This window comes from Campylobacter sp. JMF_04 NA10 (assembly GCF_027737655.1).
GTDB lineage: Bacteria > Campylobacterota > Campylobacteria > Campylobacterales > Campylobacteraceae > Campylobacter_B.
In genome coordinates, this window is record NZ_JAOVTZ010000001.1 from 473,668 (window position 1) to 495,999 (window position 22,332).

Below are 22,332 nucleotides of genomic sequence, written 5' to 3' on the forward strand. Positions count from 1 at the left end.
TAAGGGGGAGGGCGCGCTTTTTAGGAGACGCCACCCTCCCCCTTACCAACCCCCACCCCTGTAAAACCTTAGAAGTGGCTAAATTTAGAAAAACTTCGTTTTTCTAAATTTAGCTGGTTTTATTTTAACGGAAATGCTTCGCATTTCTTGCAATGACAAATTATACAAAATTCAAGGTCAGTATTTGGCGAAATTTAAAATTCCACAAACGAGACGCCAAGGCCGATTTTATCGACACTTTTTTTATAATCCGCTAGGCTCTCAGCATATCCGCTAAAATACCTAAAATACCCATAAAGCCCGCTGTTAAATAGCGGAAATATAAAATCAAGCTCGATTGCACCGCGATTTTGCGAATTAAATCGCAGATTATTGCGCCATTTGGCCATGACTTTGTGTCGCCCGAAGCTATACGAAGCGCGCAAATCACCATACCCCATATATTCGCTAATATCCTTGTTGCGCTGATCTAGCCCGAAAGCATACCAAAGTCTCGGCGTGATTTCAAAGCCCCCAAACCTCCACGAACTTTGCGCATAAAGATGATTTATCGAGCGCGAATCCGCCCCGTCCTTGCCGTTTGATTCGTGCAAAACGCCAAGTTTTAGCTCATCAGCAAAGTCTGGTGCCAAACTCATAAAAAGCTCTGGCTTGTAGTTATTTTCCCTAAATGGCGCGCTATCAGCGGTGATTTGCCACCACGAATTTTGCGTATAAGCAAAAGAAATTTTCTCGCCAAAGCCAAAATAATCATAGCTTATAGGCCGTTCAAAACTAAACGCAAAGTGCGCTTCATTGGGGCTACGACCCTCTTTTTTATGGTGATCGTGAGTAAAGAGAGCATAAATTGGCTCGTAATATTTAATACCCAAAAATTCGCTAAAATTTTGATTTTTGCTTGGTTTTGGCGTAGAATTCAAGTCTAAATTCGCTAAATTTTGCTTTAAATTTTGCTTTTTTGGATACCGCGCCGAATTTTTGCTAGAATTTGACGATAAATTTGGCTTTGAAATTCCGCTTGAATTTTGCGCGCCAGTGTTTGCAAGGGCTAATTTTTTATAATAAATCATAGCGTTTTTATAATCGCCCTTTGCCTCAAAATCCCTAGCTTTCGCCAAAATTTCGCCATCATCTGCGCACAAAACGCTAAATAGCGCCAAAAATAAAATTTTAGTTTTCAACTTTTTCTAAATCGCTTTCGTAATTGATATTTAAAAACTGCGCTTTGTCTTTAAATTTTAAAATTTCACTATCGCAAGAAGTAATAAATTCGCCGATTTTATGGTTTTTCGCGTGGTAAAATTCCAGCGCACGCTCCGCCAAATCCCCACTAAAAAATCCGCATAAATTATGCGTTTTTTCGCCATCACTTGCAAGCGAAATCTCAGCCCTGCTCTCCCAAAGCGCGCGGATTGCCTCTTCGCTCACAAATGGCGTATCAGCAGGCACGATGAAAACCCTTTCCCCAGCAAATCCCCTAAGCGCCGAATACAGCGCGCCCATAGGCGAAAAATCCTTAAAATCATCTTTTATCAAAGGAAGTGCGGGGCTAAATTTTTGCGATTTTGCGCAGACAAAAACCTGCGAAAAAATGCGCGAATACCTTTTGAAACAAAAATGTGTCATGCTAGGCTCGCCCGAAAATGGCTCTACTGCCTTATCTCTGCCAAAACGAGAGCTTTTGCCACCGCACAAAATCACGCAAATTCTAGGCTCGCCCAAGCCTATCCTTCTTGCATATATTTTGCCTTGCCAAGTGCGTTATTTCCGATGAAATGATACAGGCTTGGGGCTTGAAGTTTGGCTAGTTTTGGGTATTTTTGCCTTAGTGTTTTCCATATATCATAGACCCTCATGCCACTTTTATACAAGCTCATAATCTCGTCGAAATGCTCATCATACAGGCTTGGTTTTTTAAGAAGCGAAATTTTGCGCCCCATATCGAGTTTGGCGTTAGCTTCGATAAACTCATGGATTTGCGCCTCTGTGATTTTGGTGAAATCCTCAGGGTATTTTTCCCTCATTACTCGCAAAATATCTTTGTCTGAAATGCCCTTAAAATGGAGCTTTTTAAGCTCAAATTTATACGCTTGCAAAAGCTCGTTTTTGCTCTTTGCGATTGCGCGAATTTTGTTTTTTTCGTCCTTACAATTCGTAGCTATGAAGTGCGTTAGCCCCGAAGCGCTCACAGATTTTTTAAACTCCGCGTCCTTCTCGCCGATATGGGCTAAAATCGCTTTGACCGTGTATCCTTTTCCTACCAGCTCCTCGATATCTTTCGCGTATGGAGTATAGTCAAATTTCGCGCGCGAAAACCCGGTTTGCGCGGTGATTTTTTTGTAAATTTTCGTATATTGCGACTTGTTAATATAATTTTTTTTCAGGGCTTTTCGAAGCTCTGCGCTAATCGCGCTAAAATCATCATACGACGCAATACTTGTAATCAAATCAGATTCATTTACGACACTGCCATCTACTACAACAATACTTACAACCTTCATACCGCCCTCCTTAAAATTTGTCCTAAAAGCCTTTTGCTTTTAAGTGAAAGATTATACTACTTTTATAGCAAATAAAGGGCAAAATTTTGGATTTTTTTAAATTTTAATAATTAAGAATTTATCTGTATAATTTCGCAAAATTTCAAATTTAAGGCAGGATTATGATAGAGGTTTGGAAGCTGACAAAACGCCATGTAGATGAGCCGGAGCGTGCGCCGAAATTTAGGGATATCACCATTTTTACGAGCCTTGGGCATGGGGTTGGCACGATTGATTTTAGTGAGAAGATTTGCGAATTTAGCGAAAATGAGTGGGAAGAGATACTAAGCGCGGGCGATGAATACGCGAAATTTAAGCTAGGAAATATCGCTACGATAAATGAAATCGAAATTTTCCCAGAACACGCCATAAAACTTTTGCAAAGCCTTAAAAATTCGGCTTTGGGTGAATTTTTAAAGAATTTAGATGAGGGTTATTTAACGCTTAGGAAAGTTTTTAGATGAAAAAAGCGATTTTGTGCGTAGGAAACGAGCTTCGTGGCGATGACGGCGTTGGCATAGAAGTCGGTAAAATCGCCATGCGTGAGCTTCCTGACTGGGAGGTGTTTTTTGGCGGGGACATGCCAGAAAATGAATTTTCCAAAATCAGAGCTTACGCGCCAGAAATCTTAGTCGCTGTCGATGCAATCGGCGTGATAATGGACGAAAACGCCAAATTTGAGTGCGAATTCGTGGATTTAAGCGATGATGTGAGTTATTTTTACAGCGCGCACAATATCCCAGCGTGCGTGTGGATCAAATACCTGCGCGAATTTATCCCAAAAATACTATTTTTAGGCATTAAGGTTGATTTGCTAAATTTGGGCGAATTTTCCTCCGCGCTCTCGCAAACAGCCAAAACTGGCGCACTTCTTGCAATCGAAAAAATCAAAGAATTAGACAAAAATTTGCAGGATTAGGCAAGGGATTTGGAGGATTGTTCTACCAAATTCCACCCCAAATTTGGTAAAATTTCTGCGAAATTTTAAAATTTTCAAGGAAATTTTATGCAAAGACGAAGTTTTTTGAAAAATTCTGTAATTTTTGGCGCAGGCGTGATTGTGAGCGCAAATTCGCTTTTTGCAAACAAGGGGGCAAAAATGCAAAATTTAGTTCCAAATTATGAGTTAAACAACGGCGTGAAAATCCCAATTTTGGGCTATGGCACTTGGGATATTCGTGGCAAAGACGGGCTTAGAGCCATAGAAAATGCCCTAGAAGTGGGCTATCGCCACATTGACTCGGCGCAGTATTATCGCAACGAAGATATCGTAGGCGAAGCTGTGCGAAATAGTGGCATAAAACGATATGAAATTTTCGTAACTTCAAAGCTTCAATGGGGCGCAAATGTGGGCAAAGAGGGTGCAAAAAGGGCAGTTTATGAAAGCCTAGATGCGCTTAAATTTGATTATATCGATTTATATCTAATCCACGCTCCTTATGGCGATATTAAGGGCATTTGGGCTGGGTTTTGTGAGCTAGTGGAGCAAGGATTGGTAAAATCAATCGGCGTTAGCAATTTTAGCGTGGATTTAGTGCGAGAGCTTTGCGATGAATTTAGCATAAAACCTGTGCTTAATCAAATCGAGCTTCACCCTTTCAAACAGCAAATTCGTGCGCAAAACGGGCTTGATAAGCTTGGTGTCGCCACTCAGGCCTATTCGCCTTTTGGCTCAGGTAGTTCTAAAATTTTGAAAAATGAAACGCTTCAAAAAATCGGCGAGAAATACGGCAAAACCGCGGCGCAGGTGATTTTGCGTTGGCAAATCCAAAGAAATATCATCACTATCCCAAAAACTGCGACAAAGTCCCGTATGATCGAAAATATCAGCATTTTTGATTTTAATTTAAGCGATGATGATATGAAAAAAATCGCAAATCTTGAAAAATTTTAAAGGAGAGAGTATGTTTTTTAAAAAATCAATCTTAACACTAGCTCTAACTTCGCTATTTTGCGGGGTTTGTATGGCAAATGAAACGGGAGGAAATATGCAGATTTCACAAAACGAAATCAAAAATTTAAACCAAAAAGAGCTAAATTTAACCAAAATTTCAGCGTTTTTGGCTAGTTCGAATTTGACCGAGTTAAAAAACGCCGTAAATTTTGCCCTTGATAATGGCATGAGCGTAGCCGAAATCAAGGATACAATGGCGCAACTTTATGCGTATTGTGGCTTTCCAAAAGCCCTAAATGGACTTGGTGTTTTAAGCGTTTCGCTTAAAGAGCGCGAAAAATCTGGCGCAAAAACCACGCAAGGCACGGAAAATAAAATCATAGAGAAAAATTTAAATAGCCTAGAAATTGGCTCTAAAACACAAACCGATTTAGTGGGCTCAAAAGTCGATTTAAGCGCACTTAGCGCAGATGTGGATTATTATTTGAAGGCGCATTTATTTGGCGATATTTTTGCGAGCGAAATTTTTTCGTGGAAGGAGCGCGAGATCATCACGGTTGCAGCATTAGCGGCGATGAGTGGCACCGAGCCACAAAGGGACGCTCACATAAAAATCGCTAAACTAAACGGCGTTAGCGATGCGCAAATAAATGAAATTTTAAAAATTTCAAATTCGGCTAAATTTGGCGATCCTAGCGCCATGAGCAAGGACGAATTCGCCAAAATTAGCCCATTTGGCGTGGGCGAACTAAACAGCGCGTATGCGAAGTATTTCAGCGGAAACAGCTACCTAAACGCCGTCTCAACCGAACAAGTCAAAATGTATAATGTGGTCTTTGAGCCAAGCTGCCGCAACAACTGGCATATCCACCACGCCAAAAGCGGCGGCGGTCAAATCCTAATCGCCACAGCAGGTCGCGGATACTACCAAGAATGGGGCAAGGAAGCGATCGAAATGAAACCAGGAGATGTCATAAATATACCAGCTGGCGTCAAACACTGGCACGGCGCGGCAAAGGATAGCTGGTTTGCACATATCGCCGTAGAAGTCGAGGGCGTGGAAACTAGCAACGAGTGGCTAGAACCAGTAAGCGACGAGCAGTATGGAAAGCTAAGATAAATTTATAGTGCTGGATTTGCTTTGCAAATTCTCGCAATCATGAAAATAAAAAAAATCTAAGGCGAAGTATTTTGAGATGATTTTTTGTGTTTTGGAGCAGTTGCGACTGAGACGCACTTTATCGTGCGTCGCAAGGAAGCAACTGCGAACAATCGCAAAAAAGCACTCAAAAGACAAGCCGTCAAAGGAGCAAAAAATGGCAATTATTAATGTCGATATTCAAAAATCTTACCACATTTTAAACCACGGTGCTACGACGATAGTCTCGGCTGAATTTGAGGGCGTAAAAAACGCTATGGCGGTTACTTGGGCGTGTCCGCTTGATTACGACAAAGTTACGATAGTGCCGCACAATGGCTCATTTACACGCACTCTTATCGAAAAAAGCGGATATTTTGCCGTACAAATCCCCGTTGCCACGCAAAAAGATCTGCTTTTAAATTTGGGCGATGAAAACAATTCTCGCTTCGACAACCCGCATAAAATGGACGGCGTGGAGCTGTTTTATCAAGGCGATTTTAAAGTTCCACTAGTCGCAGGTTGCGCTGCGTGGATAATCTGCAAGGTTATCCCAGAGTCTCACAACGAGCAGGCGTATGATCTTTTTATCGGACAGGTTGTGGCAGCTTATGGCGACGATAGGGTTTTTGACGGCAGCCACTGGCATTTTGATGAAGTTGGCGATGAGCTAAAAACGCTTCATTATGTTGCAGGGAAAAAATTTTATCTTGACGGCAAAGGCGTGTGAAATTTAAAATAAATAAGGAAAAATATGTCAAAAGTTTTACTCATAAACGGCAGTCCGAACAAAAACGGAAGCACAAATTTGGCTCTTAGCGAAATCGCAAAAGAGCTCGAAAATAACGGCATTCAAAGCGAAATTTTATACCTTGGCAAAAAGGCGATAAATGATTGTATATCATGCTATAAATGCCAAAAAACCGGGCTTTGTTCAATAGATGATGTGGTAAATCAAATAGCTGCTAGACTTGATGAATTTGACGGCATCGTAGCCGGAAGCCCTGTTTATTACGCTGGACCCACAGCTAGAATTCAAGCGTTTTTGACAAGGCTGTTTTTCGTAGCTGGTCAAAAAAATCTAGCCTGTAAGGTAGGAGCCAGTGTCGTCATAGCTAGGCGTGGCGGGGCTAGTGCGACTTTTGATAGGCTAAATAAATTTTTTACAATCTCAAATATGTTTGTAGCTGGTTCGCAATACTGGAACGAAGTCCATGGCTTGGTGCCAGAGGATCTGCCAAATGACGCAGAAGGTATGCAGACAATGCGAACGCTAGCCAAAAATATCGCTTGGTTTATCAAATGTAAAAATTTAGCCATGCAAAACGGCTTAGAATTGCCAAAATACGAGCCTATAACCCTTACGCATTTTATTAGATAGGTTTGGGTAAAATTTATAAATTTAAGGAGTGATTATGAAACGCAGAGAATTTTTGAAAAATTCAGCAGTTGCGGGCTCTGCGGTAGCCCTTGGAGCGACAAATTTGGGCGCACAAGAAAACGGAGTAAATTTCGCAAATTTGAAAATTTGGGATAAAGGTGAAGGAAAAAATATGAAAAAAATCTACATAATAGACGGCTCAAAGGAATTTTGGGGGAGCAAGGGCGAGCTTAGCAAGCTTTTGTGCGAGACAGCAAAACAGACGCTTGAAACCCTAGGCAAAAGCGTAGAAATCAAAAAAATCGACAATGGATATGAGCAAAAAGTCGAGTGCGATAAAATTTTAGAAAGCGATTGTGTGATTTGGCAAATACCTGCGTGGTGGATGGGCGAGCCGTGGATAGTGAAAAAATATATCGATGAAGTATTTATGGAAATCACTATGAAAACGGGCGGAAACGACGGCAGACACCGCACTAATCCTACCAAAGACTACGGCAAGGGCGGCAAACTCACAGATAAAAAGTATATGTTTAGCGTAACATGGAACGCCCCGCTTGACGCGTTTGAGGATAAGGACGAATTTTTCGGCGGAGCGGGCGTGGAGGCTGTGTATATGCACCTGCACAAAACAATGGAATTCGTGGGAATGACGGGCTTTCCTACATTTATGTGCAACGATGTCATCAAAAATCCGCAAGTTGAAAAATATGTGAGCGATCACAAGGCGCATTTGCAAAAGATTTTTGGGTAAATTTATGAAATTTAGCGCAGTTTTGGCGCGTTTATAATGCCAAAATTTGCAAAATTAGGCAAAATATCAAAATGAAATTTAAAGATAAATTTGACTTGCTTTTTGAGATAAGGCGCGAGGAAATTAAGCTTTTGCTTTACAGCGCGTTTTTTATTTTTTCGCTTTTTTGCTCGTATGCACTTTTGCGTCCGATTCGCGACGCACTGGGGATCCATGGCGGAAGCGATGAGCTAAAATGGCTATTTTTAGGCACTTTTGTCGCCACGATTGTTTGTTCGTTTGTGGCTATGTGGCTAAGCGGGGCTATTAGGCGCAAACTCTACACCGACGCAATTTTTATATTTTTTGCCCTAAATTTGCTAGGCTTTTTCATAGCCATGAGATTTATTGGCGCCCAGAGCCCCGCATTTGCCACACTTTGCAGGGTTTTTTACATTTGGGTTAGCGTTTTTAATCTCTTTGTCATAAGCTCGGCTTGGAGCGTTTTGGCTGATGTTTTTAGCAAAGAGATGAGCAAATCAATGTTTGGCATAATCAGCGCGGGAGCGAGTTTGGGCGGGATTACGGGGGCTGGTTTGGTTAGCTTTTTGCGAGAAGTTTCGACACAAAATTTCATATTTTTATCGGCGTTTTTGCTACTTTTTGCCTTGATTTTGAAAAACTTAATCATAAAAGAGGGGTTAAATTTGCTCCAAAACGAGAGTGAAAAGGCAAATTTCACACAAAAATTCGCCTCGCCTCTACCTAGCAAAAACCCGCTTGATGGCTTTAAAATCATCGCTAAATCGCCCTATTTGCTATCTTTTGTAGGCTTTGTTTTGTTGCTAACAAGTGTTAGCACATTTTTATACATGGAACAAGCTAGGATTGTCCGAGCGGTTTTCGAAACCCGCGAAGCCAGAGCCGCAGCCTTTGCAAACATCGATCTCATCGTGCAAAGCGCTAGTTTTTTTATACAAATTTTCCTAACGGCAAAAATCGCTAAATTTTTTGGCATAAAGTGGCTTTTGGCTCTGCTTGGATTTGTGATTGCGCTCGGATTTATCCTGCTTGGTTTCACGCACCCGGCATTTTGGGGCATTGCGCTTGTGATGAGCCTACGCAGAATCGGCGAATACGCCCTTGTGAAACCAGCACGCGAAATGCTTTTTGTCCCGCTTGATAGCGAGAGCAAATACAAGGTCAAAAACTTCCTTGACACGGTCGTTTATCGTGGCGGAGACGCGCTCTCATCGCAAGTAGAGAGCGTAGCACTAGCTAAATTTGGCGTGAGTGGAGTTTTGATTTTAGGCGCAATAATTTCGTTTGTATGGGGAATTTTGGGTCTGAATTTAAGTAAAAAATATGAGAAATTAAAATAAAATTTGCAGAATTAGGCAAAATTTAATAAAAGGAAAAATATGAAAAATTTAAATAAATTTTCACTTTTTTGTGTGAGCGTGGCTGTGGCACTAAGCCTAACCGGGTGCGCCAAACACGAAACAACTCCCCAAAATTCGGGGCTGAAATTCGAAAATAGCGCGAAGCAAGAGTATATGGCAGCGCAAATGGATAAATTTTTTAACCCTGATAAAAACGCGCCAAAACCTGCGCCATTTAGTGCGCCTAGCGGTTGGGAGCACAGCGAGATTATGAGCGGTGAGCTAAAAATCGAAAAATTAGCAAATTTGAAATCAAACTCAAATTTAACCATATTGCAACTCCACGGCGGCGGTTATGTGGGTGGATTGCACGATAGATACCGAAATTTCGCCCTAAAACACGCTTCGGTTACGGGCGCGAAGGAAATTTATATGCTAAATTACCGCCTTGCGCCTAAATTTACATATCCTGCCGCGCTTGAAGATGCGTTTAGCGCGTATGAATATCTGCTAAATAGTGGCGTGAAGCCCGAAAATATCGCAATCATCGGCGATAGTGCCGGTGGAAATTTAGCCCTTGCATTAAGCCTGTATCTAAAAGAAAAAAATGTCGCCCAACCCCGCCTTATGGTGCTAATCTCACCATGGACGGATATGAGCATGGCTTTGGCTTCCAAAAAAGACAACGCCAAAAAAGACGCTGTTTTGGGTGAGAGAAACAAATTTCTCTACAAAGAAATCATCACTCCGCCAAGCTATGCTAAAAATTTCGATTTAAAAGATCCGCGCCTTTCGCCATTATACGCCGATTTGAGCGACTTGCCGCCAATGCTAATTCAAGTGGGCGCATACGAACTATTAGCCGATGATGGCGTCGAACTAGCGCGCAGACTAGCCAAAGCTAACGGCGAATTTAGCCTGAGCGTGTATAGCGGTATGCCGCACGATTTCGCGCTTGTGATGCCAGAGCTTTGGGAGAGCGAGAGCTCATTTATCGAAATCAAAGATTTTATAAACAGATATTAAAAGGAGAGATTATGAAATACACAAATTTAGGGCAAACTGACATTAAAATTTCGCAAATTTGCCTTGGTTGTATGGGTTTTGGCAGACCAAACCCAAACTTTCTTACTTGGACTGACGCTGATGAGAAAACCTGCGAAAAGGTCGTCGCAAGGGCGTTAGAGCTTGGTATAAATTATTTTGATACTGCAAATGTCTATACCAACGGCGATTCTGAGATTTATCTAGGCAAGGCGCTTCGAAATTTAGGCGTCAAAAGAGAAGATGTCGTCATCGAAACTAAGGTATTTTTCAACGAAGGCAAACTAAGCAAAACGGCAATCATGCGTGAAATCGAAGGCTCACTAAAACGCCTAAATATGGACTATGTCGATGTGTATATGATACATCGCTTCGACTACGACCACGAAATTTATGAGACTATGAGTGCTTTGCATGAGTTAGTAAAAGCCGGAAAAGTCCGTGCGCTAGGTGCCAGCGCGATGTATGGTTATCAGTTTTTTAACATGCAACTATGCGCCGAGCGTGAAAATTTGACCAAATTTAGCGTTATGCAAAACCATTATAGCCTGATTTATAGGGAAGATGAGCGAGATTTAATCCCCGTGTGTAGGCAGTTTGGCACAAGTATCGCGCCGTATAGTCCGCTAGCTGGCGGTCATCTAGCTCACACTTCGTGGGACGGGTATTCAAAACGCGTAAATGAAGATAAAGTCTTACGCGTAAAATACGACGAATTTAAAGAAAGCGACTTAAAAATCATCGCTAGGATTGATGAAATAGCAAAAAATCGTGGCGTAAATATGGCGCAAATCGCTTTGTCTTGGCACTTTGCTAAGGGCGTGGATAGCCCTGTGCTTGGAGCAATTAAAACAGAGCATTTAGACGACTGGGTAAAAGCCCTTGAAATCAGCCTTGATGAGAGTGAGATCAAATATCTCGAAGAGCTATATGTCCCACACAAAGTGGTAGGCGCTATCAACAAAGGCGGACCAGAGCGAATCGAGCGAAAGTAAAATTTGCAGAATTAGGCAAGGAATTTGCTTGGGCGATTTTGCCTAAGTAAATTCATAACGCATTGTATCCGCTAAACGCTAGGACTTCCACTTTGTCATTTTCAATTATTATTGATATTGCAAAATTCCGTCTTTTGACAACGCCTTTAAAAAATGCACTTGTGCGTTCACTTTGTGAATTTACGCTAAAACCTTGTGATTTTAGATAATCTAAATTTTGTGATTTTATGGTTTGTATAACTTGTGGTTTTAGATATTTTGTGATATTTCCGTCTGAATTCGAGATTTTTTTAGCCAAAATTATTTCACCCACCAAATAGCTTGGTTCTTTAAAAGCGTAATCATAAAATTTCACACCAACAAAAGGTAACACAATGAAAATAAAAATCAAAACAAAGCCAATCATTTGCTTTTTGCTCTTTTCTTCTAATTTAAAATAAAAATACAAAGAAAAAAGGAAGAAAATAGCGCTTATCGGGTAGTATAAAATCGCAAAAAAATTACCACTCAGTTGCATAAAAACGGCATAAAAAAATGAAATCAAACATAGCAAAAGTGCCAAAAATCCAAAAAATTTACGCAAATTTAACCACATTATAAACCTTTTTTATATCTATTTTTATGAATTTAATTTCAAAATTATATAAAATTTAAGATAAATTTTTAAAACAATTAAAATTTGCAGGATTAGGCAAGGAATTTGGAGTATTGTTCTATGAAATTTGCTCTCAAATTTGCTAAAATTTCATCAAATTTGCCAAAAAGGATTTTTATGCAAAGAAGGGAATTTTTAAAAAATTCTGCAATCTTAGGTAGTGTGGCAATGTTTGGCGGTGCGTTAAATTTAAACGCGAATTCGCAAAATTTAAAAGGAGAAGCTATGAAATTTATCACTTTAAATGACGGCAACAAAATGCCTATTTTAGGATACGGCGTGTATCAAATCCCACAAAACGACACCCAAAGGTGCGTTGAAGACGCCATTAGCGTGGGATACCGCTCTATCGACACGGCTCAGGCATATCAAAATGAGCTTGGCGTGGGAGCGGCGGTAAATTCGGCAATAAATGGCGGGATTAAGCGAGAAGAGTTTTTTATCACAACCAAAATTTGGGTTAGCAACGCGACAGAAAGTGGCGTTTTACGCAGTTTTGAAGCTAGTATGAAAAAGTTAAATTTAGATTATCTTGATTTGCTTTTGCTCCACCAGCCATATAACGACATTTACGGAGCGTGGCGCGCGATGAGTAAGCTAAAAAACGAAGGACACATAAAATCAATCGGCGTTAGCAATTTTTACCCTGATCGCTTAGTGGATTTCGCCCTAAATAACGAAATCAAACCCGCCGTTAATCAAATCGAGCTAAATCCATTTCATCAGCGTAAATTTGACCGCGAAATCGCCAAAAAATATGGCGTTGCGGTGCAAAGCTGGGCGAGTTTTGGCGAGGGTAGAAACGATATGTTTAATAATCCTATTCTCAAAAAAATCGGCGAGAAATATGGAAAAAGCGTGGCTCAAACGATTTTGCGCTATCTTATCCAGCTTGACATTATCGTCATACCAAAAACCACTCGCAAAGAGCGTATGATAGAGAATTTCAGCGTTTTTGACTTCGAACTTAGCACAAACGATATGCAAACAATCGCCGCAATGGACGAGCAAAAATCCCTTTTTAGCGAAGTTTATCACAACGACCCTACGACCGTAGAGCGATTAAACGGCTGGAAATTGCCTGATTAATGGGCTTTTATGCAACGAAGAAATTTTTTGAAAAATTCGCCGATTTTAGGCATAGTTGCAAATTTGGCGTAAATTTACTAAACGCAAACGAAAATTTAAAGGAAAAAAAGATGAAAACAAGAAAACTAGGCAACATAGAAGTTTCACCAATCGGCATTGGTTGTATGGGCTTTTCGCACGGATACGGACAAATTCCAAGCGAAGATTATAGTATAGAAGCCATTAGAACCGCTTTTGAATTTGGTTGTTCGTTTTTCGATACTTCCGAAGTTTATGGTGCACAACTCTACCACTACGGACACAACGAGCAAATTTTAGGAAAAGCCGTAAAAGAATTTAGAAATAGCGTGGTTTTGGCTACAAAACTAATGTTTGAGAAATCTGAAATTTCAGCCGAAGGCTCGGCGTATGCGGTTATCAAAAAGCATTTAGAAAAATCGCTTGAAAATCTGCAAACTGATTATGTTGATTTGTATTATTTACACCGCATAAATCCTGAAATCCCCGTAGAAATCGTAGCTGAGGCTATGGGAAAATTGATTGATGAGAAATTAATTCGTGGCTGGGGACTTTCACAAGTTGCTAAAAACACTATCCAAAAAGCACACGAAATCACGCCTGTTTCAGCCGTGCAAAATCTTTATAACATGGTCGAGCGAGATTGCGAAAGCGAAGTTTTGCCATACTGCTTAGCTAACAATATCGGCTTGGTGCCGTTTTCGCCAACAGCTAGCGGTCTGCTTTCGGGCAAATTAAACGCTAAAAGCGATTTTTCGCATAGCGATGATGTTAGGAAATTTATCCCGCAGTTGTCAAAGGAAAATATGCAAAAAAACGCTCCGTTAGTGGAGCTTGTGAGTGAATTTGCCAAACGAAAAAACGCAACTCCTGCACAAATCGCCTTAGCGTGGATGTTGCACAAATATCCAAATGTCGTGCCGATTCCGGGCTCAAAAAATAAAGAGAGAATTTTAGAAAATTTAGGTGCTTGGAGCGTGGAATTAAGCGAGAGCGAATTTAGCGAACTTCAAAGCACACTTGATAAAATCGAAATCCACGGACACAGGGGCATAGAAGAGTTTCAAGGTGGCGGTATGAAAGACTGGGGTAAAAAATAATTTTGATGAAAAAGCGAGAATTTATTAAAAATACCGCTATTTTTGCCACTATGGCGGTATTTGGTGTGGCAAATTTAAGCCCAAATTTAAAAGAAAATTTAAGCAAATTTGCTAAAAATCATAAAATTTTGATTGTTTATTATACTCGCACATTAAATACAAAAATCATCGTCGAATACCTTGCTTGGCTAGTTGGCAGTGATTTATTTGCTTTGTATTATTCAGGCGGTGCGACTCTCGGCGATGATATAAGGGCGTGGCTAAATGTTAATGGAATTTTGCTAAAATAAAATTTGCAGAATTAGGCAAAAATTTTAAAGGAAAATTATGAAAAAACTGATTTTTTTGTGTTTGAGTATAATTTTTGCATTTGGAGGCGAGATGAGAGTAAAATTTAGTTGTGAAAATGTCCATGCGGTGGCTGTTTTGGGCGATACTAGCGCGGCAAAGAGTTTTTATGAAAATTTGCCATTAGAGTTAAATTTGAAAGATTACGCAGGGCGAGAAAAAATCGCGGATTTACCCGTGCGATTAAATTTTGCTGGCGATCCCAGCTCGGACGGCAAAGTTGGAGATCTTGGCTATTTCTCGCCGTGGGGAAATTTGGTGCTTTACTACAAACCTCAGCCATACTACGAAGGCGTCATAAATCTCGGTAAATTCGAAAGCGGTTTTGATGAAATCATAAAATGCGAAAGAGTTTTAATCCAAAAAGCGGATTAAATTAAGCCCTAAATTTCGCATTTTCTAAATTTAGCAAAAACTCTTTTTTATCCAGTCCGTATGCGTAGCCTGTGAGTTTGCCGCCACTGCCGATAACTCGGTGGCATGGGATAATTATCGCGATTGGATTTGCTCCCACTGCCCTGCCTACGGCTCTGGCGGACATTTTTGGGATTTGTCTTTTTAGTGAGATTTCGTGCGCAATATCGCCGTAAGTCGTGGTTGCTCCAAAAGGAATTTGCATTAAAATTTGCCAAATTTCAAGCTGAAAATCGCTGCCAATTAGTGAAATTTTAGGTGTGAAATTTGGTAAATTTCCGCTAAAATAGATGTCCAACCACGCGCAGGTATCCCCAAAAATTTGCAAATTTTGCTCTTTAAATTCTGCGCCAAAATCGCCAAATTTGCCAAATTTAAGCGCTGTTAAATTTGCTCCATCGCTTAACATAAAAATTTCACCAAGCGGTGAGCTATAACGCCAAAAATATTTCATAAGCTTTGCCTTTTTTCTAAATTTGGCAAGAAAAACGCCATGATTAGTGGCAAAACGCAAACCCCGCAAAGCGTGTATAAAACATACCCTAGCCCAAATTTATCGGCAATCAGCCCCAAAATCGGCGCAAAAATCCCGCCAATGCTAACGGTCAGCCCAAATGTAACGCCAGAAGCAAGCCCAACGCGGTTTGGTAAATATCCTTGCCCAAGCGCGATAATCGGGCTATAAGAAAGTGCTAGAAAAATGCCAAGCGGTGCTAATAAAACCACGGCAAAGCCCAAATTTTGCGTGTTTGCTAGCATTATCATAATCGGCAAAAGGCAAAGAAATGAGATTTTTATCATCTTTGTAAAGCCGAATTTATCGGCAAATCTGCCACCAAGAAGGGTAAAAATCGCGCTCACGCCGATATATGCGCTTAATAGCGTGTTTGCGTAAGCCTTGCTTTGGTCAAATTCGTAGATAAAATAAAGCGCCAAAAATGTATTAAATCCGTGAAAAATGATAGAACGCCCACAGATTAATGCCATGAGTTTATAAAATCCGCCCCAGTCATCGACGCCGTTAGTTTGGGTGTTTGTGGCTGTTTTGGGTGTAATTTCGCCAAGTCTTTTAAATTCGGCGTAAAAAATTTTATACACAATACTAACGCAAATTTGCGGAATTATAAAAATCAGTGTCCCTTTTAGCCCAAATGCACTAATAATCGCTGTCATGAAAAGCGGACCCAAAGAAAATCCCAAAATCCCGCCAAATGAGAAAATACCGATATTTTGGGCTTTGTTGTGCGCATTAGAGCATTTATTTATGGCTCTTGCGGCTTGTGGGTGAAACATCGCCACGCCAATTCCTGTAATCATCACGACCGCACAAAGCAGGGCAAATGAGGGTGCAACGCCACTTAGCGCGATACCGCCACCTGCTAAAATAAGACCTAGCGGGATAATGTAGGGAGTATTTTTCTTATCAGCTAGTGAGCCAAAAATAGGCTGGATTAGCGAACCAACGATATTTGAGACCATGACTAGGCTTGCAGCGGTTGCGTAATCGTAGTGATAGCTGGCGATTAAAAACGGCAAAATCGCCACGAGTGCGCCTTGATTTATATCACAGCACAAATGCGAAAATGCCAAAATATAGACAAATTTGTTTTTCATTTTAAATTTAGGATTTTATATGGGAAAATCCCATATAAAATTTACATTAAAACAGGAATTTGCGTGTTTTGCAAGAAAAATTTGCTCGTTCCTGAAAGCAGAATTTCCTTAATTCCAGTATTTGAGTGAAGTCCAGCGACGATTAAATCGTATCCGCCGTTGTTTGCATAGTCTATCAAAACCTGACCTGGAATTTTGCCGTCAATGTTTAAAAGCTCGAATTTATCGACTTTCACATCGTGCAGCGCTAGATACTCGGTGATTCTGCGCTTAGTCTCTTCTGCGCTATCTTGGAGATAGTGGTTGGCTGTGATGATTGTGACATTTTGCGCTTTTTTGAGCAAGTCTAGCGAGTGATCGAGCGCTCTGGCGCTTGCAGCCGTGCCTGTAAGAGAGACCAAAATTTTATCAGCCTTAAAGCTTTTTAGCTCTCTTGGGATTACGATACAAGGCTTGCCACTTTTTGAAACAGCCGCCTCGAAAGTGCCCGTAATCGTGCCTGTTGGGGGCACTGAGACCACGACAAGATCGCAGTATTTAGAGTGCTTTTCAACTAGCTCAGAGCGAATTCCTACCAAATGGCGTAAGCAAGCACTATTTCCCACTCTCTCATCTTCGTGCATATCAAGACTGATTTTTTTGCACTCTGCCTCGAAAACCGCGCCGATTTCATCGCGTTCAGCCTTCATCTCCTCGTTTGCCGACTCCAAAAACTCGTCCATTAAAACCCCGCCTTTTAGCGTCATGCGGACATTATAAATCATCTTAGGATCTAGCTGGCATGCCATGATATTCATGTGTGTGCCAAAAAATTTATTCACAAGCAACGCACCACGAATTCTGCCCTCTAACTCTTCGCCGCCACCAATTGGAAAAAAAAGTTTTTTAAGCTCCATTTTGCCTCCTTTTTACACTAATTCAAGTGAAATTTTACTACCTTTTTGCTCTGTTACACGCACTCTAACCACATCGCCCGGTTTAAATGGAGTTGTGATAAATTTCGCTCTTAAAAGCCCATCTACGCCGTCACGAAGTGAAATAAATGTGCCAAAATCTAGCGAGCTTTGCACTACGCCGTCAAATTCCTCGCCGATTTCAAATTTTACCTCTTTGCGCTCGTGCCTATCGCCTCTATCGCCACGCGGTTTGCGGAAATCTTTCGAATTTGAAACAATAGAGAGAATTCTCTCTTTTGCGCCATCGACGCCGTCTTTGTTCGCGCCTTGGATTTTAACCTCACCTTTTTCACGATCTAAATCAATGCTAACGCCAAATTTTTCGGTAATTTCCTTAATCGTTTTTCCGCCTTGACCGATGATATCGACGATTTTGCTAGGATCGACGCTGAAAATTTCGAGTTTTGGAAGCACGGCTTCGTTGATTACGATATTTGCGTTTGCTTCCTCCATTAAATTTAATATATGCGCCCTGCCCTCTTTGGCCTGCGCTAGCGCCTCTTTTAGCACTTCTAGGCTAATTCCACCAAGTTTGATATCCATTTGAAGCGCAGTGATTCCGTCGTTGCTACCAGCGACTTTGAAATCCATATCCCCGTCGTGATCTTCTAAGCCCATAATGTCAGTCAAAATCGCGTGTTTTTCGCCCTCAAAGATTAGTCCCATTGCGACACCTGCGACTAGTTTTATGGTTTTTACACCAGCTGCGCGAAGCGATAGTGCGCCACCGCATACTGAGGCCATTGAGCTAGATCCGTTGCTCTCTAAAATTTCGCTTACTACGCGCATTGATTGAGGCGAATTTATATCAATGCTTGGGAAAATCGCTCGTTTTGCCAAATTTCCGTGTCCTAGCTCCCTGCGACCTGGACTTTTTAGCGGGCTTGCTTCGCCTACGCAAAATCCAGGGAAGTTGTAATTAAACATAAATTTCTCAGCTATCGGCTCTGGGCTAGTTAGGCTATCGCTAAGCTGAGCGTCGCTATCCCCACCCAGAGTTGCCACCACCAAAGCCTGTGTTTGACCACGGGTAAAGAGGCATGAGCCGTGCGCGCGTGGCAAAATGTTTGTCTCAATGCTAATTGGGCGCACCTCATTTAGCGCGCGTCCGTCGGCTCTACGACGCTCTTCGATGATTTGAGTGCGTATGATTTGGCGTTTGTATTTGCCAATGACATTTGTTACTACATCTTTTTGCCACTCGTTTTGCACCGCGATTTCATCGGTTAAAATTTTATCTACGATTTTATTTAGCTCGGTTGCGCGCTCGCTTTTTGCCATTTGATTAATCGCCTCTTTTACGGCGTCTTTGTAGTTTTCGTCGATATATTTGGCGATATTTTCATCTTCGATTTCTGGTTTATACTCTAAATTTGCGTCTGGTTTTTTAAGCGCTAAAAATGCTTCCTCGTATTTGCGCGAGCCCTCTTCGATAGCCTTAGCAGCGAAATTTATCGCCTGGGCTGTCAAATCCTCTGGTAGTTCGTTCATGCTTTGGACGCCATCTACGATTTGAGGGAGCGAGCGCATCTCAATCATCAAAAGCTCATCGCCCACGCCAGCTACATACAGATCAAGGGCTGATTTTTTAAGAGCTGAATTTGACGGATTTAGCACGAACTCTCCGTCTATTTGGCCTACTCTGACACCGCAAACAGGGGCTTTCATAGGAATATCGCTTAGATATAGCGCCACACTTGCCGCATTTAGGCTCACGACCTGCAAATCCACCTCAGGATCTGCCGAAAGGACATAAACTACAATTTGGGTAGGATAGGCATATCCTTTTGGAAAAAGTGGGCGAAGTGAGCGATCTATAATACGGCTAGTTAGCGTCTCAAAATCGCCCGGCTTGGTCTCTCTTTTGATATATCCGCCAGGGATTTTTCCCACAGCATACATTTTTTCGATATATTGCACGGTTAGTGGCAAGAAATCTTCCTCTACCTGTCTATCTTCCCTAGCGACCGTAGCTAGCACCACAGTATCACCCACACGCATAAGCGCAGCACCCGCTGCTTGTTTTGCGACCTTGTCTATGTCAAAAATTTCTAATTGATTATTTACATCAATCTTGCACTGCATTGTTACTCTCCTTGTTTTCGTTTTTATCAATGTTTTTTTCTTTGTGAAATGGTAGGTAAAATTCGCAATTATTTAAAATTTGCATAATATCCTCGGCTTTTTCCTCTTTTTTCTCTTTGTAATAAAAATCCACATTTACAAAATCTTTTATTTTATGCACAGCGTATAGCCCATCTACCGCGGCTTCTATCTCTTCGGCATTATCAGTGCTAATAACCGGCGTAGCATAAAAAATCGTCTTTGCATTTAGTTTGATTAGGGTTTTTATACATGTCATCGTCGTAAGCCCACTCTCGCAACCCTCATCGACCAAGATTACATTTTTTCTAGCCAAATCAGGCAAGAGCGCGCCCTTGCGAAATTTATAGACATTTTTTAAAATTTTTTCCTCATATTTGCGGTTAGCCTGCCCGTAAATATAATCCAAACTTATCCCAAAGCTTTTGACAAGTTCATCTATGAAAACTATCTCTTGCGTTTCGCTCACACAGGCTATCACACACTCTGGATTATTTGGCGCATAAATCATCTCGGTAAATAAAAATTCATAGCTTAAATTTAGCTTTTCAGATAGTCTTTTTACCAAATAAATTGATGATAACGACTGGGCTATGATTAGGAAATTTTCGTTTTTTACCGCATTTGAGGGCAGAATTTCAGCTAGCTTTTCGGCTGCTTCTACTTCGTTTTCAAACATCAATTCCGCTCTTGGTATCATTGCGCTTCACCATACTCGGTATCAACCGAAAAATCATATCCAACCCCGCCAAATGGGTAGAAATTTACGAAAAAGTAAAATCCATGCTCTTTTTTAGCCTTGGTGTAATCAGCATTGCTCGTGTTTTTTGGCTCGATGTCTTCTTGATAGACGAAAGAGTAATTCCAGCACTTTCTCGTATGCGTGATACCTAGCCTCCACATTTTTGAATACGACCTAGCCAAATCATACTCCCAGCGCCCAAAAATTTTGTTATTTCCTGGCAAATTCGCGCTTAAATTTGCGATTGTGTAGTTGTCTTTTTTGTAGCGTTTTTCGTTTTCGTCGCCGAATTGATCGTAAGTATAAGCATGGCTTATGCTCGCGCTAAAATCAGAATTCGAGTAGTTTGCGTAGGTTTGAACCTTGCTAAAACTATCGTATTTGTGCGAGTATCTGAAACGATTGCCTAAATTCAGCCCATTTGCGAAATAAATATCAAATCTATGGTCGAAATTTCCCAGCTCTTCATCGTCAAAATCATAGCTTTGTTTAGCCGAGTGGCGGATAAATTTGCGCCCATTTTCATCATAAAAATACTGCGTCATGCCAAGGGCGATATTTTCGTGTGTGTATTCTTCGCCAAGCTCGCCAAGGAAATTATCCTCCCAATACAGCGAATCTTGCAACCTTGCCAAGCGGGATTTGCGTAAATTTCCATTTTTTTCATCGTATTCGTATTGGTGAGATTTTAAAATTCTCTTATCAATCTCGCCCTTTTGCCAGCCAGGAATCCTTAAATCAGCCCTCCAAGTCATAGTATGATAAAAGCTCTCATACGCCTTAGCCAAATCCGTAAATGCTGAAAATTCGGTGTATTGATTGGCGTAAAATGTGCTTTTATCGGCTTCTAGCTCGCCATTTGCATAGTAGTATTTATCGCTCCAATCTATATGCGTCATATACACACGCTCGCTCACGCTAAGTCCCAAATAATCGCCCAAAAATCTATCACTATAACTAAGCGGAATATCAAGCTCGTATTGGCGCGCGGTAACGCCTTCTTGGCGGGTAAAATTTCGCGCCTTTAAATCCACAGAGTAGAGCAAATTTGGCACAAAGATATCATCGATAAATTTATGATATTGCGCAGTCGGTAGCTCTTGGACTGTGTCGCGGTTTTGGAAGACGCTATCTTGGTTGAGCTTGCTAGTGTCGATATAATACCTGCCATAAAGCCCGAAATAATGGTCATCTGTCGTCAAATAATAATTTAGCTTAGAAGTTACTAGCGCGTTATCGTCCTCATCGACACCGCCTTTGCTCTTTAAATCATAGTATTCAAGGTCGTTTAATTTCGTAAAGTCAATCCATAAATTTTCTTTGAAATTTCCGTCGATTAGGTATCCTACAAGCTTACTTCTATCGTATTCGATCTCGTATCCGTGGTGTTTTTCGTTTTTATACTCTAAGCGTTCTTGGGCGCGGGTGAAATTATCAAACACACCGCCACGAATTTCGCCCCTTGAATACGGCGAATCCGCAAACCTAAATGTCCCATATACACCAAAACCACGGCGCGAACGAACCTGCGGGTCTAGTTGCAAATCCCAGCTATCATACGGTGCGAAATAAATCGGCTGTTTATAATACACGCCCTCATCGCCGATATATCCGCCCTCTGGTGGCAAGAGACCGGTTCTGCGGGTAGTATCAGTAGGCACGCCAAAATACGGCAGATAAAACACAGGCACATCGCCGATATAAAATCTAGGGTTGAAAAGGTGCAAGAATTTGCTCTCTTTATTTAGCTTGCCACTGCTAAATTTGATTTTCCAGTCTGGATCATTGACATTACAGCTAGATATCACAGAGCCCTTGACACGGTAATACTCGCTATCACTGCAACTCTCATCATTTTGCATCCAAAGCTCAGCGTCTTTATCCATCATAAAGGTCGCTTTGCCCTCTTGGGTATTGTTTTTCAAATCAATTTTAACGTATTCGGCTCTGGTGGTTTCGTTATCCCCACGCATAGCATTTACATTGCCAAAAAGCTCGATTATTTCGTTTTTTTCATCATAAGTGGCGCGATCGGCTGTGAGAAAATAGTCCTGTGAATACACAGTTACATTGCCTCTGGCTATGGTTAAAAAGCCGTTTCGCTCGACATTATCGGCGATTAACTCGACATTTTGCACCTTTGCGTTAAGCAAATTTGCCACTAATGCACCAAATGTTAATATTAA

24 protein-coding genes are annotated in these 22,332 nt (G+C 41.1%); 14 read left to right on the forward strand and 10 right to left on the reverse strand.

What is annotated here, in order from left to right; all coding sequences use genetic code 11:
* Nucleotides 1–194 precede the first annotated feature (194 nt).
* From OFO12_RS02475 to OFO12_RS02485, 3 genes are read right to left on the reverse strand one after another with little or no spacing between them, the layout of a single operon-like run.
* A complete protein-coding gene (locus OFO12_RS02475) occupies nt 195–1,181 on the reverse strand; it encodes a phospholipase A (protein WP_270869341.1) in 987 nt (328 codons plus the stop codon).
* Nucleotides 1,171–1,722 (reverse strand): molybdenum cofactor guanylyltransferase, encoded by a 552-nt coding sequence (mobA, locus tag OFO12_RS02480; protein WP_270867915.1) that lies wholly within the window; start codon nt 1,720–1,722, stop codon nt 1,171–1,173. The genes OFO12_RS02475 and mobA overlap by 11 nt, the downstream gene beginning before the upstream one ends.
* Before the next feature lie 2 nt (nt 1,723–1,724).
* Nucleotides 1,725–2,501: a hypothetical protein gene (locus OFO12_RS02485; protein ID WP_270867914.1), complete on the reverse strand. Its 777-nt coding sequence runs from the start codon at nt 2,499–2,501 to the stop codon at nt 1,725–1,727.
* Nucleotides 2,502–2,662: 161 nt separating this feature from the next.
* Between OFO12_RS02485 and OFO12_RS02490 the strand changes: the two genes are divergently transcribed.
* The 10 genes from OFO12_RS02490 (at nt 2,663) to OFO12_RS02535 (ending at nt 11,107) form a co-directional block, all read left to right on the forward strand.
* Entirely contained in the window at nt 2,663–3,004 is a 342-nt protein-coding gene (locus tag OFO12_RS02490) for a formate hydrogenlyase maturation HycH family protein (protein WP_270867913.1), read from the forward strand.
* Entirely contained in the window at nt 3,001–3,459 is a 459-nt protein-coding gene (locus tag OFO12_RS02495) for a hydrogenase maturation protease (RefSeq protein ID WP_270867912.1), read from the forward strand. Before OFO12_RS02490 ends, OFO12_RS02495 begins: the two co-directional genes overlap by 4 nt.
* 87 nt (nt 3,460–3,546) lie before the next feature.
* Nucleotides 3,547–4,434, forward strand: a complete 888-nt coding sequence (locus OFO12_RS02500) for an aldo/keto reductase (protein ID WP_270867911.1) — start codon at nt 3,547–3,549, stop codon at nt 4,432–4,434.
* Between the two features lie 10 nt (nt 4,435–4,444).
* Complete coding sequence (locus tag OFO12_RS02505) at nt 4,445–5,554, forward strand: carboxymuconolactone decarboxylase family protein (RefSeq protein WP_270869342.1); 1,110 nt, start codon at nt 4,445–4,447, stop codon at nt 5,552–5,554.
* 196 nt (nt 5,555–5,750) lie between these two features.
* Nucleotides 5,751–6,302: a flavin reductase family protein gene (locus OFO12_RS02510; RefSeq protein WP_270869343.1), complete on the forward strand. Its 552-nt coding sequence runs from the start codon at nt 5,751–5,753 to the stop codon at nt 6,300–6,302.
* Nucleotides 6,303–6,326: 24 nt separating this feature from the next.
* On the forward strand, nt 6,327–6,953 hold the full coding sequence (locus OFO12_RS02515) for a flavodoxin family protein (protein ID WP_270869344.1): 627 nt from the start codon (nt 6,327–6,329) through the stop codon (nt 6,951–6,953).
* A gap of 34 nt (nt 6,954–6,987) precedes the next feature.
* Nucleotides 6,988–7,707 (forward strand): NAD(P)H-dependent oxidoreductase, encoded by a 720-nt coding sequence (locus tag OFO12_RS02520; protein ID WP_270869345.1) that lies wholly within the window; start codon nt 6,988–6,990, stop codon nt 7,705–7,707.
* A 71-nt stretch (nt 7,708–7,778) separates the two neighbouring features.
* A complete protein-coding gene (locus tag OFO12_RS02525; RefSeq protein WP_270869346.1) occupies nt 7,779–9,068 on the forward strand; it encodes an NTP/NDP exchange transporter in 1,290 nt (429 codons plus the stop codon).
* 39 nt (nt 9,069–9,107) lie between these two features.
* Nucleotides 9,108–10,094: an alpha/beta hydrolase gene (locus tag OFO12_RS02530; protein ID WP_270869347.1), complete on the forward strand. Its 987-nt coding sequence runs from the start codon at nt 9,108–9,110 to the stop codon at nt 10,092–10,094.
* Nucleotides 10,095–10,105: 11 nt separating this feature from the next.
* Nucleotides 10,106–11,107: an aldo/keto reductase gene (locus OFO12_RS02535; protein WP_270869348.1), complete on the forward strand. Its 1,002-nt coding sequence runs from the start codon at nt 10,106–10,108 to the stop codon at nt 11,105–11,107.
* 52 nt (nt 11,108–11,159) lie between these two features.
* On the opposite strand, the gene OFO12_RS02540 is transcribed toward OFO12_RS02535, so the two are convergent.
* Nucleotides 11,160–11,624 carry a hypothetical protein gene (locus OFO12_RS02540; RefSeq protein ID WP_270869349.1) on the reverse strand — a complete coding sequence of 155 codons (465 nt, stop codon included), beginning with the start codon at nt 11,622–11,624 and terminating at the stop codon, nt 11,160–11,162.
* Nucleotides 11,625–11,879: 255 nt separating this feature from the next.
* Here OFO12_RS02540 and OFO12_RS02545 point away from each other — a divergent pair, with 255 nt between their 5' ends.
* From OFO12_RS02545 to OFO12_RS02560, 4 genes are all read left to right on the forward strand, one after another.
* Nucleotides 11,880–12,851, forward strand: coding sequence for an aldo/keto reductase (locus OFO12_RS02545; RefSeq protein ID WP_333720444.1), 972 nt, complete (start codon nt 11,880–11,882; stop codon nt 12,849–12,851).
* A gap of 110 nt (nt 12,852–12,961) precedes the next feature.
* The gene (locus tag OFO12_RS02550) at nt 12,962–13,969 is read left to right on the forward strand and encodes an aldo/keto reductase (protein ID WP_270869350.1); all 1,008 of its coding nucleotides are present in this window, start codon (nt 12,962–12,964) and stop codon (nt 13,967–13,969) included.
* A 5-nt stretch (nt 13,970–13,974) separates the two neighbouring features.
* Nucleotides 13,975–14,259: a hypothetical protein gene (locus tag OFO12_RS02555; protein ID WP_270869351.1), complete on the forward strand. Its 285-nt coding sequence runs from the start codon at nt 13,975–13,977 to the stop codon at nt 14,257–14,259.
* A gap of 37 nt (nt 14,260–14,296) precedes the next feature.
* Complete coding sequence (locus tag OFO12_RS02560; protein ID WP_270869352.1) at nt 14,297–14,692, forward strand: cyclophilin-like fold protein; 396 nt, start codon at nt 14,297–14,299, stop codon at nt 14,690–14,692.
* A gap of 1 nt (nt 14,693) precedes the next feature.
* Here the strand turns inward: OFO12_RS02560 and OFO12_RS02565 are convergent, their stop codons facing one another.
* Genes OFO12_RS02565 through OFO12_RS02590 form a run of 6 tightly spaced genes read right to left on the reverse strand, consistent with a single transcriptional unit; the run spans nt 14,694 to nt 22,308 of the window.
* A complete protein-coding gene (locus OFO12_RS02565; protein ID WP_270869353.1) occupies nt 14,694–15,185 on the reverse strand; it encodes a methylated-DNA--[protein]-cysteine S-methyltransferase in 492 nt (163 codons plus the stop codon).
* Nucleotides 15,182–16,345, reverse strand: coding sequence for an MFS transporter (locus OFO12_RS02570; protein WP_270869354.1), 1,164 nt, complete (start codon nt 16,343–16,345; stop codon nt 15,182–15,184). Before OFO12_RS02570 ends, OFO12_RS02565 begins: the two co-directional genes overlap by 4 nt.
* Before the next feature lie 41 nt (nt 16,346–16,386).
* Nucleotides 16,387–17,241: a universal stress protein gene (locus tag OFO12_RS02575; protein WP_270869355.1), complete on the reverse strand. Its 855-nt coding sequence runs from the start codon at nt 17,239–17,241 to the stop codon at nt 16,387–16,389.
* Between the two features lie 12 nt (nt 17,242–17,253).
* Nucleotides 17,254–19,386, reverse strand: a complete 2,133-nt coding sequence (locus tag OFO12_RS02580; protein ID WP_270869356.1) for a polyribonucleotide nucleotidyltransferase — start codon at nt 19,384–19,386, stop codon at nt 17,254–17,256.
* Complete coding sequence (locus tag OFO12_RS02585; protein WP_270869357.1) at nt 19,370–20,104, reverse strand: phosphoribosyltransferase family protein; 735 nt, start codon at nt 20,102–20,104, stop codon at nt 19,370–19,372. The genes OFO12_RS02580 and OFO12_RS02585 overlap by 17 nt, the downstream gene beginning before the upstream one ends.
* Nucleotides 20,101–22,308, reverse strand: a complete 2,208-nt coding sequence (locus tag OFO12_RS02590; protein WP_270869358.1) for an LPS-assembly protein LptD — start codon at nt 22,306–22,308, stop codon at nt 20,101–20,103. Before OFO12_RS02590 ends, OFO12_RS02585 begins: the two co-directional genes overlap by 4 nt.
* Between the last annotated feature and the right edge of the window lie 24 nt (nt 22,309–22,332).